This is a genomic window from Janthinobacterium sp. Mn2066 (assembly GCF_049319705.1).
GTDB lineage: Bacteria > Pseudomonadota > Gammaproteobacteria > Burkholderiales > Burkholderiaceae_D > Janthinobacterium.
The window spans coordinates 132,584-147,967 of sequence record NZ_JBMOUF010000002.1 but is presented as its reverse complement, the minus strand read 5'-3'; the positions used below and the strand labels follow the sequence as shown (position 1 = coordinate 147,967).

11 protein-coding genes are annotated in these 15,384 nt (G+C 63.6%); 5 read left to right on the top strand and 6 right to left on the bottom strand.

Going from position 1 to position 15,384, the window contains the following annotated elements; genetic code table 11:
- Window positions 1–32 precede the first annotated feature (32 nt).
- Both ACL9RI_RS03990 and ACL9RI_RS03985 read right to left on the bottom strand, forming a co-directional pair.
- Complete coding sequence (locus tag ACL9RI_RS03990; protein ID WP_422725285.1) at window positions 33–2,240, bottom strand: acylase; 2,208 nt, start codon at window positions 2,238–2,240, stop codon at window positions 33–35.
- A gap of 39 nt (window positions 2,241–2,279) precedes the next feature.
- Window positions 2,280–3,116: a hypothetical protein gene (locus tag ACL9RI_RS03985; RefSeq protein ID WP_422725284.1), complete on the bottom strand. Its 837-nt coding sequence runs from the start codon at window positions 3,114–3,116 to the stop codon at window positions 2,280–2,282.
- A 117-nt stretch (window positions 3,117–3,233) separates the two neighbouring features.
- Between ACL9RI_RS03985 and ACL9RI_RS03980 the strand changes: the two genes are divergently transcribed.
- From ACL9RI_RS03980 to ACL9RI_RS03970, 3 genes are all read left to right on the top strand, one after another.
- On the top strand, window positions 3,234–3,677 hold the full coding sequence (locus ACL9RI_RS03980) for a DUF2939 domain-containing protein (RefSeq protein ID WP_422725283.1): 444 nt from the start codon (window positions 3,234–3,236) through the stop codon (window positions 3,675–3,677).
- Window positions 3,678–3,818: 141 nt separating this feature from the next.
- A complete protein-coding gene (locus ACL9RI_RS03975; protein ID WP_422725282.1) occupies window positions 3,819–4,334 on the top strand; it encodes a DUF2939 domain-containing protein in 516 nt (171 codons plus the stop codon).
- Window positions 4,335–4,387: 53 nt separating this feature from the next.
- Window positions 4,388–4,600: a hypothetical protein gene (locus ACL9RI_RS03970; RefSeq protein ID WP_422725281.1), complete on the top strand. Its 213-nt coding sequence runs from the start codon at window positions 4,388–4,390 to the stop codon at window positions 4,598–4,600.
- Window positions 4,601–4,604: 4 nt separating this feature from the next.
- Here ACL9RI_RS03970 and ACL9RI_RS03965 read toward each other — a convergent pair whose 3' ends face one another.
- Window positions 4,605–6,011 carry an HD-GYP domain-containing protein gene (locus ACL9RI_RS03965; RefSeq protein WP_422725280.1) on the bottom strand — a complete coding sequence of 469 codons (1,407 nt, stop codon included), beginning with the start codon at window positions 6,009–6,011 and terminating at the stop codon, window positions 4,605–4,607.
- Window positions 6,012–6,517: 506 nt separating this feature from the next.
- Between ACL9RI_RS03965 and ACL9RI_RS03960 the strand changes: the two genes are divergently transcribed.
- A complete protein-coding gene (locus ACL9RI_RS03960; RefSeq protein WP_422725279.1) occupies window positions 6,518–8,824 on the top strand; it encodes a TonB-dependent receptor in 2,307 nt (768 codons plus the stop codon).
- A gap of 17 nt (window positions 8,825–8,841) precedes the next feature.
- Here the strand turns inward: ACL9RI_RS03960 and yqhD are convergent, their stop codons facing one another.
- Genes yqhD through ACL9RI_RS03945 form a run of 3 tightly spaced genes read right to left on the bottom strand, consistent with a single transcriptional unit; the run spans window position 8,842 to window position 14,354 of the window.
- Complete coding sequence (yqhD, locus tag ACL9RI_RS03955; protein WP_422725278.1) at window positions 8,842–10,005, bottom strand: alcohol dehydrogenase; 1,164 nt, start codon at window positions 10,003–10,005, stop codon at window positions 8,842–8,844.
- 12 nt (window positions 10,006–10,017) lie between these two features.
- A complete protein-coding gene (locus tag ACL9RI_RS03950) occupies window positions 10,018–13,188 on the bottom strand; it encodes an efflux RND transporter permease subunit (protein WP_422725277.1) in 3,171 nt (1,056 codons plus the stop codon).
- Complete coding sequence (locus ACL9RI_RS03945) at window positions 13,185–14,354, bottom strand: efflux RND transporter periplasmic adaptor subunit (RefSeq protein ID WP_422725276.1); 1,170 nt, start codon at window positions 14,352–14,354, stop codon at window positions 13,185–13,187. Before ACL9RI_RS03945 ends, ACL9RI_RS03950 begins: the two co-directional genes overlap by 4 nt.
- Before the next feature lie 119 nt (window positions 14,355–14,473).
- On the opposite strand from ACL9RI_RS03945, the gene ACL9RI_RS03940 reads away from it, so the two are divergent.
- Window positions 14,474–15,367: a LysR family transcriptional regulator gene (locus ACL9RI_RS03940; protein WP_422725275.1), complete on the top strand. Its 894-nt coding sequence runs from the start codon at window positions 14,474–14,476 to the stop codon at window positions 15,365–15,367.
- Window positions 15,368–15,384 lie beyond the last annotated feature (17 nt).

Genomic DNA, 15,384 nt, shown 5'->3' with positions numbered 1-15,384 from the left:
GCCGCCGCTGATCCGGCACTGCGCTGGCGCCATCACTCCCCTGGCCGGTACCTGCGCTCCAGGTGCCGGTCCACCTCTTCCGGATAAAACAGCACGTCCTTGAATTGCCCGCGCGCGTACATCGCCGCCTGGTCGTCGAAGTGCGGCGACTTGGGATCGCCGCTCTGGCCGCCCGCGAGGATGCTTTTGGCCCTGATGCGCGGGCCGAACTCCACTGCCGCCACGAAGCTGTTACCGCGTTCGCCATAGATCCTGCGCGTGCTGCTCTTGCTGCTCTGGCCATACGCGGCCAGCGCGCCCCAGTTACCCGACGCATAAGGCACGGCCAAGCTGGGCTTTGCATCATCGAATGGCTGCACCAGGTCACCAGTCAGGCGCTGGAAGCGGTTGATCTCGCCCCACGGCGTTTGCCAGCTGCCGAAATCGCGCTGCAGCTTGTCGGCCGCCGTCGCCAGCGCGGCCAGCCGCTGCTGCGCACTGACCTGGTTCGTCGCCATGACATCGACCACCGGCACACCCTGCCCGCGCGCCTGCGGGCCGGCCAGTTCGGCCAGCTCCTGCCCCCAGAAGACGGCCAAGGAGGTGGCCGTGGACGTGAGCGAATAGTGCCAGTCCCAGTCCCGCAGCAGCGCGATCTTGCCGGCCAGCGCCAGCTTTTGCGCATCATCGGCTGGCAACGCATCCCAGGCCGCGAACAGCGGCGGCAGCAGCGATTCGAACGCCGTCAGTTCGCTGTCGTAGGCAGCGGCGATCAGGCTGTCGAGCGTAAAGCCAGTCCTGTTCTGGAAGACCTTCACGGCATGCAGGCCGCGCGCGTTTTCGCCATACACGGACATATAGGCCGGATAGTCCTGCTGGCGCGGGCTGTTGGCCCCGGCCGCTGAAAACGGCCAGTTATTGGTGTTCTGTATCCAGCCATTCTTCGGATTGAACAGGGTGATGGTTTGCGCCACCGTATGCAAACCTTTCCATTCGGTGGCCGGGTAGCTGCCGTCGACCGGCTGCTTCCAGTTGAAACGCGGATCGCGCACGGGAATGAAATTGCCGTGGAAATAGGCGATATTGCCATCCGCATCCGCGTATACCGTATTGTTCGATGAATTGGTGCGCAGCTCCATGGTCTTGTAAAACGCCGCATAGTCGCGCGCCTTGGTGCGCGTGTACGATTGGGTCAAGGCTTTCAACGGTTCGTTCATCAGGCGCACGGCCACCCATTTGCCATCCTGCGCGCGCACGATGGGGCCATGGTGGCTGTAGTACACGGTGATGGTTTTCGTGCCCATGCCACCGCCGGCCAGCCTGTAGGGCAAACTGATCGGCACGGCCTTCAAGGGCCGCAAGGCGCCGTCGTAGCGGTAGAACCAGGCGCCGTCCTTCCCGACGACGCTTTCCAGGTACTCGTCGATGACGTCGCCGCCGCCCGACGTATGCATCCAGCCCAGGCGCTCGTTGAAACCCTGGTAGACAAAGAACTGGCCCCAGGTGACGGCGCCATATGCATTCAGGCCTTCGCCGCTGGTGACCTGCACTTCGGGGCGGAAGTAGAACGAGGTATGCGGATTGATCATCAGCAGTGCGTGGCCATTTTGCGTGATGGCGGGCGCGATGGCGAAGCCGTTCGAGCCGCTTGGCTCGGGATCGAGGCCAGTCTCCACGCTGGCCAGCGCGATGGTGGCCGGCTTGGACGGCTGGCCATAAAACGACTCGAGCCGGGCCAGGTCGACCGATTCGATATCGCCGCCGATGCTGCCTTCGCTGAAACTGAGGGCCATCCATGGCTCGAAATGCGTGATCAATCGCGGCTTGACCTGCGGGTGGGTGGCCAGGTAAAAATTGAGGCCATCGGCAAACGCCGTCATCAACTTTTGCAGCCAGGGCGGACTGGCGCGGTACTGCGCCTGCAAGTTCCCGGGATTGATGAAGAGCTTCATGCGCAGGTCGCGATACAGTTCCTGCTCGCCCTCCACTTCCGCCAGCCGTCCCATGGCGTTGATGTAATTGCGTTCGATACGGGGAAAATCGTCTTCCGCCTGCGCATACATCAGGCCAAACACGGCATCCGCATCGCTCTTGCCCGTCACGTGCGGCACGCCCCAGGTATCGCGCGCGATGCTGACATTGGCGGCCTGCGCCTGCCAGCGCGCCATCTCGGCCGCAGCAACGGCGGGAACGGCCAGCGCAGGGACACTGGCAACGACGCCGCAGGCGATGGCGGCAAACAAGACACTTCGAGCTGGCATGCAATACTCCCTTTCAGGTCACATCGTCGGGTCACATCGTCAGGACGCGTCGATCAGCGCAGCGATGCGCTGGTTCAGCTCCGCATTTTCCGCCTGCAGCTGCGCGTTACGCTGTTTCAGGCTGGCGATCTCGCCGCGCAGGCGCTCCACTTCAGATGGCGTTTGCGCTGCATTCTCGGCCCACAGTTCATTGCCCGTTTCCGGCGTATCCTGAGATACAGGCACTTTCGGCTCGCGTGGCGGACGGGTCGCGGCACGCTGTTCGCGGATTTCCTTGGCCGCCTGGCGCAATAACTTCTTGCCGCCGGCAACGGCGGCCACCTGCTCGGCCTGCGGCAAGGACGCCACGGTGGCGGCCGCGTTGATGGAAATCGTGCCCGAACGGACCGCCTCCACCAGTTCCGGCGTGGCCGCCTTCTGGATCTTTTCGATCTGGCTGATCTGGTTGCTGCTCAGGCGCGCCACCTTGGCCACTTCTTCGCGCGTGCTCAGGGCCGGTTTCGGCAGGCTTTCACCCTCGGGCGCATCGACGGCGCTGGCGGGCGCAGGGCTGCGCGCAGCGACGATTTCCTTCTTGCGCAAGGCCAGCACGCCGCGCTGGAAGTCCGACACGCTGCGCCGCGCCAGGTGATTGTCGATCATCCACAGCATCACGTCGTCGATCGATTCGAAGCTGGTGTTCTGGATGGTCTTGAAGGGAATGTCGTGCTTGCGGCAGATGGCGTAGCGATTGTGCCCGTCGATCAGCACATCGTTCCACAGCACCAGCGCGTCGCGGCAGCCTTCGTTCAGCAGGCTGCGCTCGAGCGCCGCGTATTCGCTGTCGGTGAGCGGATCGATATAAGCCTGCAGCACGGCATTGATAGTGATATTCATGGTTGTCCTCAATATTGCGGTGCGATGGTCCGCACCGGCACGCATGCTACACCATCTGATGGCGCTGGCCGGGTAAAATCACGGCAAACAGAGATAGATCTTTCAACATCAGAGACCATGAAAAGAAAACACGCCGTCGCCGCCATTTTTTGCGTTGCCGCCATCGGCTTTACCTGGGTCAGCCCGTATATTGCCATGTACCGCATCAGCATGGCCGCCAGGTCCGTCAGGATGGCGGGACTGGAACAGCAAGCCGACCTGGCTGCCGTGCGGGCCTCGGTGAGGCAGCAATTGCAGGCGGGCGGCCACGTCCACGATGCCGAAGAACTGGCCGCCATGGTCGACACCATCGTCTCGCCACCGGGCCTGACGGCGCTGATCATGCGCGGCAAGGAAGGCGCGGACGGCAAGCGCCACGACTTCGGCATGGCGTACCGCTCATGGAAGCAAGTGGTGCTGCGCCGCGACGGCGGCCAGGATGCGAGCCAGTTCGTGCTGCAACGGCACGGCGTGTGGGACTGGAAACTGATCGCCGTCACCCTGCCTGCGAAACTACTCTAGCCTTGCCAGGAAAGCAAATCTGAAGGCCAGATATTTGATCTGCGGCAATAATTGCCTAAAATTCTATATTGTTTTGAGGCAATAATCTGTAAGATGCCAAGATTTGCGGCGCATCTGGGCGCCAGCTTTTCAAGAGGTAGCATGATGAAAAGAGGCATCTTTTTTGCGATGATGGCAGTGTTCGCGCTGGCCGGCCTGTTCTTTGCCAGCCCCTATCTCGCCATGCAGCAGATACGCGCCGCCATCAAGGCGCAAGACAGCGCGGAATTGTCCACGCATATCGACCTGCCCCTGCTGCGCGGCAGCCTGGAGCAGCAACTGCACGCCCTGTTTGCGGCGCCCGAAGTAGCGGCCGATATCAGCCCGACCGTCATCGCTCCCCTGCTCGACACCATGCTCATGCCCGAAGGGCTGATCTCGCTGGTGCAACTGAACGCGCGTTATGAAAGCCCGGCCTCCAAGGTCAGCGATGTCAGTGGCCGGCAGCGCAACGGCCAGGCCGACTACGCGCTGCATTACACGGCGTGGGACAGCGTGGTGGTCCAGCGCGCCCACAGCAAGAGCCGCATCGGCGAACTGACCCTCACGCGTGACGGCCTGTGGCGCTGGAAACTGACATCGGTCGCGCTGCCGAAAAACCTGCTGAGCGATGCGTAAGCACGTTTGCCCTCCTGCTATGATGCAGACATCAATCTATCAACGGAGGCAGTATGTCGGACCTGGTACAACAAGCACTGGCCCACGCGGGCAAATCGGCCACCACGCCCTGGGTCGTGACCCTGGTCAATGGTGAAAAATTGACGGGTCCCATCACGCCGCTCAGCGACGGCGCTTACGCCATCGGCCTGGGGCAAATCAAATACTTTTCCAGCGACAAGGTCGCCAGCCTGAACGTGTCGGGCGCGGGCGCGTTTCCTATCTGAACGATCATGCAGCCAGCGACTGCTGGCCTAGTTCCGGCAAGCGGGCCAGCGCCGCCTTGAGCGCCTCGAAACATTCGGCATCGATGGCCGTGCCCACCGTCCCGGCCATGATGTCGAGCGCTTTCGGGATTGGAATCGGGCCGCGGTAGGGACGGTCGGCCGTGATGGCGTCAAAAATATCGGCGGTGGTGATGATGCGCGTTTCCAGGCTGATGCCGTCGGCCGTCAAGCCGCGCGGATAACCCTTGCCATCGAGCCGCTCATGGTGGGCCGCGGCCACGATGGCCAGTTCGGCAAAGGCAGCGATGCGCGACAAAATCGTTTCCGTGTACTGGGCGTGCAATTGCACGGCTTGCCATTCTTCCGTATCGAGCTTGCCTGCCTTGTCCAGCACGCTGTTGCTGACACCGAGTTTGCCCACGTCGTGCAGCAAGGCGCCCCGCTTGAGCCAGCGCCGCCGCTCGGGCGACACACCCATGGCTTCGGCAATCATGTCCGTGTACAGCGCCACGCGGGCGCTATGGCCGCTGGTGTACGGGCTTTTCGAATCGACCACCTGGCCGAACGCTTCGGCGATATCATCCAGGTAATCCTCATCGACAGGCACCACCTTGTTGGCCGGCTCCAGCGCCGCCACGGCCGCGCCTATCTCTTGCGAGCGCAGCATGGACCAGAAGGCGCCTGAGCCGGCCACCCGCTCGAACGCCTGCACCAGTTGCGGGTCGAACCAGCTGCCGGCACGCTGGCGCACCTCGGCACGCGCCGCCCGCGCGCCATCGGCCGTATGAAAAACGTCGATCACCTGCGCCATCAGGGCGATGCGCGCAAACAGGGGAATCGCCTCGCCGGCCAGCTTCTCCGGCTTGCCCTGCCCGTTGAAATGCTCGTCGAGGCTGTAGATGCCGGCCGCCACTTCTTCGGGAAAACGCAGCAGGCGGGCGATGTCGGCGCCGCGCTGGCAGCGCGTGGCGATCAGGTCCTGCGCAATCTGCGGGCCGTCGCGCAAGATCGTCATGACGGCGCGGAAACGTTCGGCCAGGCCCGCCTTCAGCCCAGTGTGCTTGAGCACGAACTTCAATACCTGCGGCAGGCTGTCGCCCACCGTCTTGAAATCCTGCTTGAAAGCCAGGTCGTCCGTCAAATACAGCTCGCAGATGCGCGCCGCATTGCTGCTGCAGCCCAGGTCCTTGAGCAGCAAGGTGTAATACAGGTTCCACAACTGCTCGTCCGGCATGCCGATCTCGCGGCCCACGTGCATGCCGATCCAGCAGCAGCGGATGCAGTGTCCTTCAGGTTGCCCCTCGGTGATGTCGAGCGCCTGGCTCAAGGCGGCGATCAGTTCGGACAGGCGGATGCTGGTGGCGGCAGATCCAGCGGGGGCAGCGCGTGGCGATGTAGGCGACGTTGTCATTGCAGAAATATAAATTTCCAATATGTAATGGTTTGTATTCTACGCGATACGCCGGAAGCGGAGACGGAAGAAATAGTTAAATTCCAGTAATGATGCCAGGCATGGCATGCGCCCCATGCCGGCGCCCTTGTCGCATCACAACAACAAGCAGGGAATAAAAAGAGACTAAACCATATGTTGTTTTTTTGCCGACAGGCGGTACTGGCGGATGCCGGGGAAATCCCTGCGGATACCAGGCAGTACCGCGCCAAGGGGGCTGGCGCAATGCGCCGGGGCAAGCACGGCGAGCGCCTGCGCTCCCCACTATGCATCGCCGTCGCACAACCGGCAAATACGATTTTGTTTGCCTATTTAGTCGAAATAGAAATGAATAGTTCGCCTGATCAAATGCCATTTCGACTAAAAATTTCCGTGCTAGCATGACTTTTCGTCTAGCTGACCAGCCTCGCGCTCACAGCAAAACACCAGGCCACCCACAACAAATTCTGACAATAGGAGCCGTTTCCATGATGACACTGCATGCTGGTATGGTGCGCCGCACATTGATTGCCCTGGCAGTAACTGCCGCCTTCCCCTTGCAGGCGATGGCAGACGATCCAGCCCCGGCGCCCGATGCGCAGGCGGCAACACAGACTGATACGCCTGCCGCCGCCCCGGCTGCCTCCGGTCCGGGCCAGCTGGAAACGGTGATCGTCACGGCCCAGCGCCGCGCTGAAAACATCAAGGACGTGCCGATGTCGATCGCCACCCTGAAAGGCGAAAAGCTCGACGTGCTGACGGCCGGCGGCCAGGATATCCGCTTCCTCAGCGGCCGCTCGCCCAGCGTCTCGGTGGAATCCGACTATGGCCGTACCTTTCCGCGCTTTTATATCCGTGGCCTGGGCAATACCGATTTCGACCTGAACGCCTCGCAGCCGGTGGGCCTGGTGATGGATGACGTGGTGCAGGAAAACGCCATGCTGAAGGGTTTTCCCGTGTTCGACGTGGACCAGGTGGAAGTGCTGCGCGGCCCGCAAGGCACCTTGTTCGGGCGCAATTCGCCGGCCGGCGTGATCAAGTTCGATTCGGCCAAACCCGTGTTCAATACAGAAGGTTATCTGAGCGGCGGCTTCGGCAAGGATGGCGTGAAAAACCTCGAGGGCGTCTTCAATGTGCCGCTCAGCGACACGGTCGCCCTGCGCTTTTCGGGGCAGACCCAGCGCCGCGACAACCGCGTGCACAATCCGCGCCCCACCGGCACGCGCGACTTCGAAGGTTATGAAGACAACGCCGCCCGCATCCAGTTGCTGGTCAAGCCCTCGCGCGACTTCAGCGCCCTGTTCAATGTGCATGCGCGCGACCTCGATGGCACCGCCACCCTGTTCCGCGCCAATATCCTGAAACAGGGCACGAATGACCTGGTCGACAATTTCGATTACGGCTCCTACCCCACCGACGGCATCAACCGCCAGCACCTGAAAACCAAGGGCGGCAGCATGCGCCTGAAATGGGACCTCGATGGCGTGACGGTGAACTCGATCACCGGCTACGAAAAACTGGACTTTTACAGCCGCGCCGACGTCGATGGCGGCTATGGCGCCGTGTATGCGCCGCCGATGGGCCCCGGCTTCATCCCCTTCGTGGTCGAAACGGCCGACGTGATCCCGAACCACAAGCAGATTTCACAGGAATTGCGCGCCGAGTCGAACAGCAAGGGCCCATGGCAATGGATCGCCGGCCTGTTCTACTTCAAGGAAGACATCCAGATCGACAGCATCAGCTTTGACAGCCTGTCGCCCGGCAATCCGCAGAACCCGTTTTACTCCACGCAGAACCAGAGCTCCACTTCTTATGCCGCTTTCGGCTCGCTGAACTACACGGTTTCCGACGCCTTGAAGCTGCGCGGCGGCCTGCGCTACACCAGCGACAAGAAGGACTTCTCGGCCAAGCGCGTGGAACTGACCACGGCCGGCCCGTTCAATATCGACAATACTTCGCACAACATCAGCTGGGACCTGAGCGGCACGTACATTTTGACGCCGGCAACGAATGTCTACGCGCGCGTCGCCACCGGCTACCGCGCGCCATCGATGCAGGGCCGCCTGAATGGCCTGTCCGACCGGCCGTCGTTTGCCGGCGCCGAAAAAGCGCTGTCGGTCGAAGCCGGCATCAAGCAAGACCTGTTCGACAAGCGCGCCCGCCTGAGCCTGGCCGTGTTCCAGTACAGGGTGAAGGACAAGCAGCTGACGGCCGGCAGCGGCGCCGTCAACATGAACCAGTTGATCAACGCCGACAAGGTCACCGGCCAGGGCGTGGAACTGGACTTCCAGGCCAACCTGAGCGACTCGCTCAGCATGACCCTGGGCGGCAGCTACAACCACACGGAAATCCAGGATAAAAACCTGTTCGTGCAAAGCTGCGGCAATGCCCTGAACAACCCGGCCAGCGGCTGCACCGTCACCAACCCGGTCGGCCCTTTTGTCGGCACCGCCTACATCAACGACAACCCGCTGCCGCGCGCGCCCGAATGGCAGGGCAACTTCACGCTGAAATACAGCATCCCCGTCGCCAGCGGTGAATTCTTCGCCTACACCGACTGGTCTTACCGCACCAGCTACAACTTCTTCCTGTATGAAGCGAAGGAATACAAGGCCAAGCCCCTGCTGGAAGGCGGCCTGCGCGCCGGCTACAAATGGGACCGCTACGAAATCGCCGCCTACAGCCGCAACATCACCAACCGTATCCAGGCCGTGGGCGCGATCGATTTCGACAACCTGACGGGCATCCTCAACGAGCCGCGTACCTACGGCGTGCAGTTCAAGGCGACCTTCTGACCAGGAGCAGCTGAAGATCAGCGCGCGCCGTCGAGGATGGCCGCGCAGTCTTCCAGCCTGATGCCGCGCCGCTCGCCCAGCGCCGTCATGCCATGCTCTTCCAGCTTGGCGATGACGGCAGGAATCGAACTGCCGTCCAGCCCATATCCGGACAAACGGGTCGGCATCCGCATGCGTTCGAAGAACTGCTCGGTGGCGCGGATGCCCGCCTCGATCCGCTCATCTTCGGTGCCAGCCGTGATACCCCACACGCGTCCGGCGTATTGCAGCAGCTTGGCGTGCTTGGCCTGGCGCTGGTGGCGCAGCAGCGATGGCAGCACCACGGCCAGGCTTTGCGCATGGTCGATGCCGTGCATGGCCGTCAGCTCATGGCCGATCATGTGGGTCGCCCAATCCTGCGGCACGCCAGCGCCGATGGTGCCGCCCAGGGCCATGGTGGCCGCCCACATCAGGTTGGCGCGCACCGCGTAATCGTCCGGTTCGGACAAGGCGCGCGGGCCGTCTTCGATCAATGTCAGCAGCAAGCCTTCGGCAAAGCGGTCCTGCACCTTGGCATCGACCGGATAGGTCAGGTATTGCTCGGTGGTGTGGACAAACGCGTCGACCACGCCGTTCGAGACCTGGCGCTCCGGCAGCGAATACGTGGTGGCCGGGTCCAGCACGGAAAACTGCGGGATCACGTTCGGCGAATGGAAGTCCAGCTTGTCGCCGGTGGAACGGCGGCTGATCACCGCGCCGGCATTGAACTCGGACCCGGTGGCCGGCAGGGTCAGCACGCAGCCAAACGGCACCGCGTCGAACACCAGCCGTTCGCGCCTGGCCAGGATATCCCACGCATCGCCCGCATAGCGCAGCGCGCCGGCGATGAACTTGGTGCCGTCGACCACCGACCCGCCACCGACGGCAAGGATGAAATCAATCTGTTCGGCGCGCGCCAGCGCCACCGCCTGCATCAGCGTTTCATACGAGGGATTCGGCTCGATGCCGCCGAACTCCACGTAAAAGCGGCCAGCCAGCGCCGCATGCACCTGGTCCAGCACACCGTTGCGCTTGATGCTGCCGCCGCCGTAGGTGATCATCAGCCGGGCATCCGCCGGGATTTCATCGGCGATGGCGGCGATCTGGCCTTCGCCGAACAGCAGACGGGTGGCGCGGTGATAGATAAAATTATGGATACTCATTCAAACTCCTCATCAAGTGGATGTGCTTGCCGCGCCATTGCGCAGCAGTGGCCGGTTGCCGCCAAAGGCGCGCAACAGCACATAAAAAACCGGGGTTAAAAACAAACCGAAAAAAGTCACGCCCAGCATGCCGGAAAATACCGTCACGCCCATCACGTGGCGCACTTCCGAGCCTGCGCCGCTGGCATACACGAGCGGCAGCACGCCCATGATGAAAGCGAGCGACGTCATCAGGATCGGCCGCAGGCGCAAACGGCACGCTTCCACTGCCGCCTGCCATGGCGTGCGGCCGCCAAACTCCAGCTCGCGGGCAAATTCGACGATCAGTATCGCGTTCTTGGCGGACAGGCCGACCAGCACCATCAGCCCGATCTGGGTGAAGACATTGTTGTCGCCGCGCGTGAGCCACACGCCGGCCAGCGCCGACAGCAGCGCCATCGGCACGATCAGGATGATGGAAAACGGCAGCGTCAGGCTTTCATACAGGGCTGCCAGCACCAGCAATACCAGCAGCACCGCCAGCGGGAACAGCAGCAGCGCAGAATTGCCGGCCAAAATCTCCTGGTATGTCAGGTCTGTCCACTCATAACTGACGCCGGCCGGCAGGGTTTGCGCCGCGATACGCTCGATGGCCTCGCGCGCCTGGCCGCTGGAATAGCCGGGCGCCGCCGCGCCGCTGACGTCCGCGCTCGGATAACCGTTGTAGCGCATCACGCGTTCCGGGCCAAAACCTGGCTGCACGGTCAGCAGCGCCGACAGCGGTATCATGGCGCCGCTGGACGAACGCACCTTGAGCGCGCCGACATCCTCCGCATGGCCGCGGAATGGCGCATCGGCCTGGGCGCGCACCGTGTAGGTACGGCCAAAGCGCGTGAAGTCATTGACATACAGGCTGCCCAGGTAAATCTGCAGGGTGCTGAAAATGTCGCTGACCGGCACGCCCAGCTGGCGCGCCTTGACCCGGTCCACTTCGGCGTGCAATTGCGGCACGTTGACCTGGAAGCTCGAATACATGCCGCTCAATTCCGGCGCCCTGGCAGCGGCGGCGATAAAACTCCTGGTGGCTGCATCCAGCGCAGGAAACCCCAGCGCGCCACGGTCTTCCAGCTGCAGGCGGAAGCCCCCCGTCGCGCCCAGGCCGCGCACCGGCGGTGGGCTGAAAATCACCACCCGCGCTTGCGGGATCGCCGCGGCGAAGCGGCGCGTCAGTTCGGCGCTGATGGCGCGCGCGCCATGCTGCTCGCCCTTGCGTTCGGCAAACGGTTTCAGGTTGATAAAGGCGATGCCGGCATTCGAGCTGTTGGTAAAACCGTTCACCGACATGCCGGGAAAGGCCAGCGACGCCAGCACGTCCGGATGCTGCAAGGCGATCTCGCTGACCTTGCGCACGACCTTTTCCGTGCGGTCCAGCGTGGCGCCGTCGGGCAACTGCACCACGGCCAGCACATAGGTGCGGTCTTGCGGCGGCACGAAGCCGGACGGCACGGTCTTGAACAGCCATACCGTCAGGCCAGCCAGCACCAGGTACACCAGCAGCATGGCGCCCTTGCGGCCAAGTACCCGCGTCACGCCAACGCCATACGCCTGCGAACCGCGCTGGAAAAGGCGGTTAAAAGCGTCAAAGAAAGACCCGAACAGCCAGTCCATGGCACGCGTCAGCCGGTCTTTCGGCGCGCCGTGCGGCTGCAGCAGCAAGGCCGCCAGGGCTGGCGACAGGGTCAGCGAATTGAAGGCGGAAATGATCGTCGATATGGCAATCGTCAGCGCGAACTGGCGGTAGAACTGGCCGGTCAGGCCGCTGCTGAACGCCAGCGGCACGAACACGGCCGACAGCACCAGCGCGATCGCGATGATGGGCCCCGACACTTCGCGCATCGCCTGGTAGCTCGCTTCACGGGGGCTGAGGCCAGCGGCGATATAGCGCTCGACGTTTTCCACCACCACGATGGCGTCATCGACGACGATGCCGATCGCCAGCACCAGCCCGAACAGGGTCAAGGTATTGATCGAAAAACCGCAGGCCAGCATCACCGCGAACGTGCCGATCACGGACACCGGCACCGCCAGCAGCGGGATCAGCGAGGCGCGCCAGGTTTGCAGGAACAGGATCACCACCAGCACTACCAGCGCCACCGCTTCGAGCAGCGTCGAGACCACGGAATGTATCGAAGTGGTGACAAACTGGGTCGGATCGAACACGATGCGGTAGTCGACGCCTTGCGGCATGTCTTTTTTCAGCTCCAGCATGGTCCGTCTTACCTGGTTGCCGATATCGACCGTGTTCGAACCGGGCGCCTGCAGCACGAACAGGGCCGCTGCCGGCTGGTTGTCCAGCAGCGCACGGGCTGCATATTCGGCGCTGCCCAATTCGATGCGCGACACGTCGCGCAGGGTCGTCACGGCGCCATCGGGCGCGGTGCGCACGACGATGCTGCCAAACTGTTCTTCGTCTTCCAGGCGGCCCTGGATACTGACCGACATCTGCGTGCTGACGTCGGCCCCACTGGGTCCGCCGCCAATGATGCCGGCCGCCGCCGCGACATTTTCCTGGCGCACTGCCGCCACCACGTCGCTGGCGGCCAGGCCCCGCTCGGCCAGTTTTTGCGGATCGAGCCACAGCCGCATCGCATACTCGCCACCGCCGCGCACCTGCACATTGCCCACGCCATTCAGGCGCGCCAGCCGGTCGCGCACATGCAGCACGGCGTAGTTGCTCAGGTAAGCCATGTCGTAGCGCCCGCCCGGCGAATACAGGTGCACCACCAGGGTCAGGTCGGGCGTGCTCTTGACGGTATTGACGCCCAGGCGCCGCACGTCGTCCGGCAGGCGCGATTCGGCTTGCGAGACGCGGTTCTGCACCAGTTGCTGCGCCAGGTTCGGGTCCATGCCCAGCTTGAAGGTGACGGTCAGCGTCAGCAAGCCATCGGTGGTGGCCTGGCTGCTCATGTAGAGCATGTCTTCCACGCCGTTGATGGACTCTTCCAGCGGCATCGCCACCGTTTGCGCGATCACTTCCGGACTGGCGCCGGGAAAACGCGCCGTGACGATCACCGTCGGCGGCACCACTTCCGGATATTCCGACACCGGCAGCAAGGGAATCGCCACCAGGCCGGCCACCAGGATCAGGGTCGACAGCACCCCGGCAAAGACCGGCCGGTCGATAAAGTAAGACGAAATAGTCATCGTGCGGCCACCACGGCAACAGGATTGACGATGGCGCCCGGTTTCACTCGCTCAAAACCATCGAGTATCACCCGTTCGCCGGCCACCAGGCCGGATGTCACGATGCGCATGCCGCCGGCCATGCCGCCGAGCGTGATGTCGCGGCGCATAGCCTGGTTCCGGGTATCGAGCAGCATCACGTAACGGCGATCCTGGTCGGTGCCGATGGCCCGCTCGTCGACCAGCAGCACCTGGGCACTGGCCGCCTGGCCCAGGCGCAAACGCGCGAACTGGCCCGGCGTCAGGCTGCCATCCGGATTCGGGAATACGGCGCGCACGCGGATCGTGCCGCTGCGCGCATCGACCTGGTTGTCGACCAGCTGCAGGTGCCCCTGCCGGGTTTGCAGGCCGGCTCCCGTATCGACTTCCATCTGCACCGGCACCGCCGATACATCGGCATGCGGCGGCAGGCCGGCCAGCGCGCGCCGCACCACCTGCTCTGCCGCGTCAAAACTGGCGTAGATGGGATCGACCGACACCAGCGTGGTCAGCACCGGGCTGTTGCTACCCGCATCGACCAGATTGCCGACGGTGACTTCGCGCCGCCCTACCCGGCCATCGACCGGCGCGCGGATGCTCGCGTGCTGCAGGTCCAGGCTGGCCCGCTGCAAGGCGGCGCGGGCAGCGGCCAGCGTGGCGTCAGCTTCGCGCGCGGCGCGGCCGCTTTCATCGACCTCGCGCCGGGCCACCGCCTGCGACGACCACAGCACGTTGGAGCGGTCCAGTTCAATATGCGCATGGCTGGCGTTCGACTGCGCGGCGGCCACTTGCGCCGTCAGGCGCGCCACTTCGGCCGCGTAGGGGGCCGGGTCAATGCTGACCAGCAGCTCGCCGCGCCGCACGCGCTGTCCTTCCGTGAAATGGATGGCGGCAATGGCGCCGGCCACGCGCGAGCGCAGCTCGACCCGCTCGACCGCTTCGAGCCGGCCTGAAAAGGCGTCCCAGATGCGCGCTTCATGCAGGGCCACGGTGACGGCAGTGACTTGCATCGGTGCCGTGGAGGCCGCCGGGCCGGCAGCCGGCGCCGCCTGCAGACGCTTGCCGATGGCGACCGCCAGGCCGGCCAGGATCAGCACGGACAGGATCAGCCACGGATTGTTTAGCCGCCTTACGCTAGGTTTCTTCATCAACGGTCCTGAAATAATCTCCTGCGCAAAGGGCGCCGGACGTGGACGTTAATGTACGTTGTCGCGATTGCTGTGATAATACCAATAATTTCACAAGGGCTTATGAGCCATATTCACAAATGAAACGCATCACCCCGGCCGAACTGGCGCAGTTTCTCAGCATCGCCAAGCACCGCAGTTTTAGCCGCGCCGCCATCGAACTGGGCCTGTCGCCATCCGCCCTCAGTCACGCGCTGCGCAACCTGGAAGAACAACTGGGCCTGCGCCTGCTGAACCGCACCACTCGCAGCGTGGCGCTGACGGAAGCGGGCGAACGGCTGCTGTCGCGCATCGCCCCGGCCTTCCGCGACATCGACGACGCGCTGGAAGACCTGAACCATTTTCGCGGCAAGCCTTCCGGTTCGCTGCGCATCAACGCGGGACGCTCGGCCACGCAACTGGTGCTGCTGCCGCTGGTGACGCGCTTCTTGAAGCTGTATCCGGAAATCAAGGTGGAGATCGACGACGACGATGCACTGGTCGATGTGGTTTCCAGCGGATTCGATGCGGGCGTGCGCTTCGGCGAGCGCATCGAGGCGGACATGGTGGCGATACGGCTCGGCCCCGAGATGCGCTCGGCGGTGGTCGCCACGCCCGACTTCCTGGCGCAGCACGGCGTCCCGCTCCATCCGCACGACTTGCCGGGCCTGCCCTGCATCCGCCACCGCTTCCCCAGCGGCGTCGTGTACCGCTGGGAACTGGAACGCGACGGCGTCAAGCTCGAAACCCAGGTCGACGGCCCCCTCACCCTGCACGACGTGCGCATGATGGTCGACGCCGCGCTGCAAGGCGCCGGCCTGGCCTTCGTCTTCGAAGACATGGCCGCCGAACACCTGGCCAGCGGCCGCCTGGTGCGCGTACTGGAAGACTGGTGCCCGGCGTATCCCGGCCTGTACCTGTACTACCCGAGCCGGCGCCAGGTACCGGCGGCGCTGCGCGCTTTTATTGATTTTGTGCGCGAACGGGAAATGTAGGCCGAGGCTGGCGATTG

Coding starts and splice junctions, on each gene's coding strand:
- ACL9RI_RS03990 (WP_422725285.1), bottom strand. CDS start 2,240: ATGCCAGCTCGAAGTGTCTTGTTTGCCGCCATCGCCTGCGGCGTCGTT.
- ACL9RI_RS03985 (WP_422725284.1), bottom strand. CDS start 3,116: ATGAATATCACTATCAATGCCGTGCTGCAGGCTTATATCGATCCGCTC.
- ACL9RI_RS03980 (WP_422725283.1), top strand. CDS start 3,234: ATGAAAAGAAAACACGCCGTCGCCGCCATTTTTTGCGTTGCCGCCATC.
- ACL9RI_RS03975 (WP_422725282.1), top strand. CDS start 3,819: ATGATGAAAAGAGGCATCTTTTTTGCGATGATGGCAGTGTTCGCGCTG.
- ACL9RI_RS03970 (WP_422725281.1), top strand. CDS start 4,388: ATGTCGGACCTGGTACAACAAGCACTGGCCCACGCGGGCAAATCGGCC.
- ACL9RI_RS03965 (WP_422725280.1), bottom strand. CDS start 6,011: ATGACAACGTCGCCTACATCGCCACGCGCTGCCCCCGCTGGATCTGCC.
- ACL9RI_RS03960 (WP_422725279.1), top strand. CDS start 6,518: ATGATGACACTGCATGCTGGTATGGTGCGCCGCACATTGATTGCCCTG.
- yqhD (WP_422725278.1), bottom strand. CDS start 10,005: ATGAGTATCCATAATTTTATCTATCACCGCGCCACCCGTCTGCTGTTC.
- ACL9RI_RS03950 (WP_422725277.1), bottom strand. CDS start 13,188: ATGACTATTTCGTCTTACTTTATCGACCGGCCGGTCTTTGCCGGGGTG.
- ACL9RI_RS03945 (WP_422725276.1), bottom strand. CDS start 14,354: ATGAAGAAACCTAGCGTAAGGCGGCTAAACAATCCGTGGCTGATCCTG.
- ACL9RI_RS03940 (WP_422725275.1), top strand. CDS start 14,474: ATGAAACGCATCACCCCGGCCGAACTGGCGCAGTTTCTCAGCATCGCC.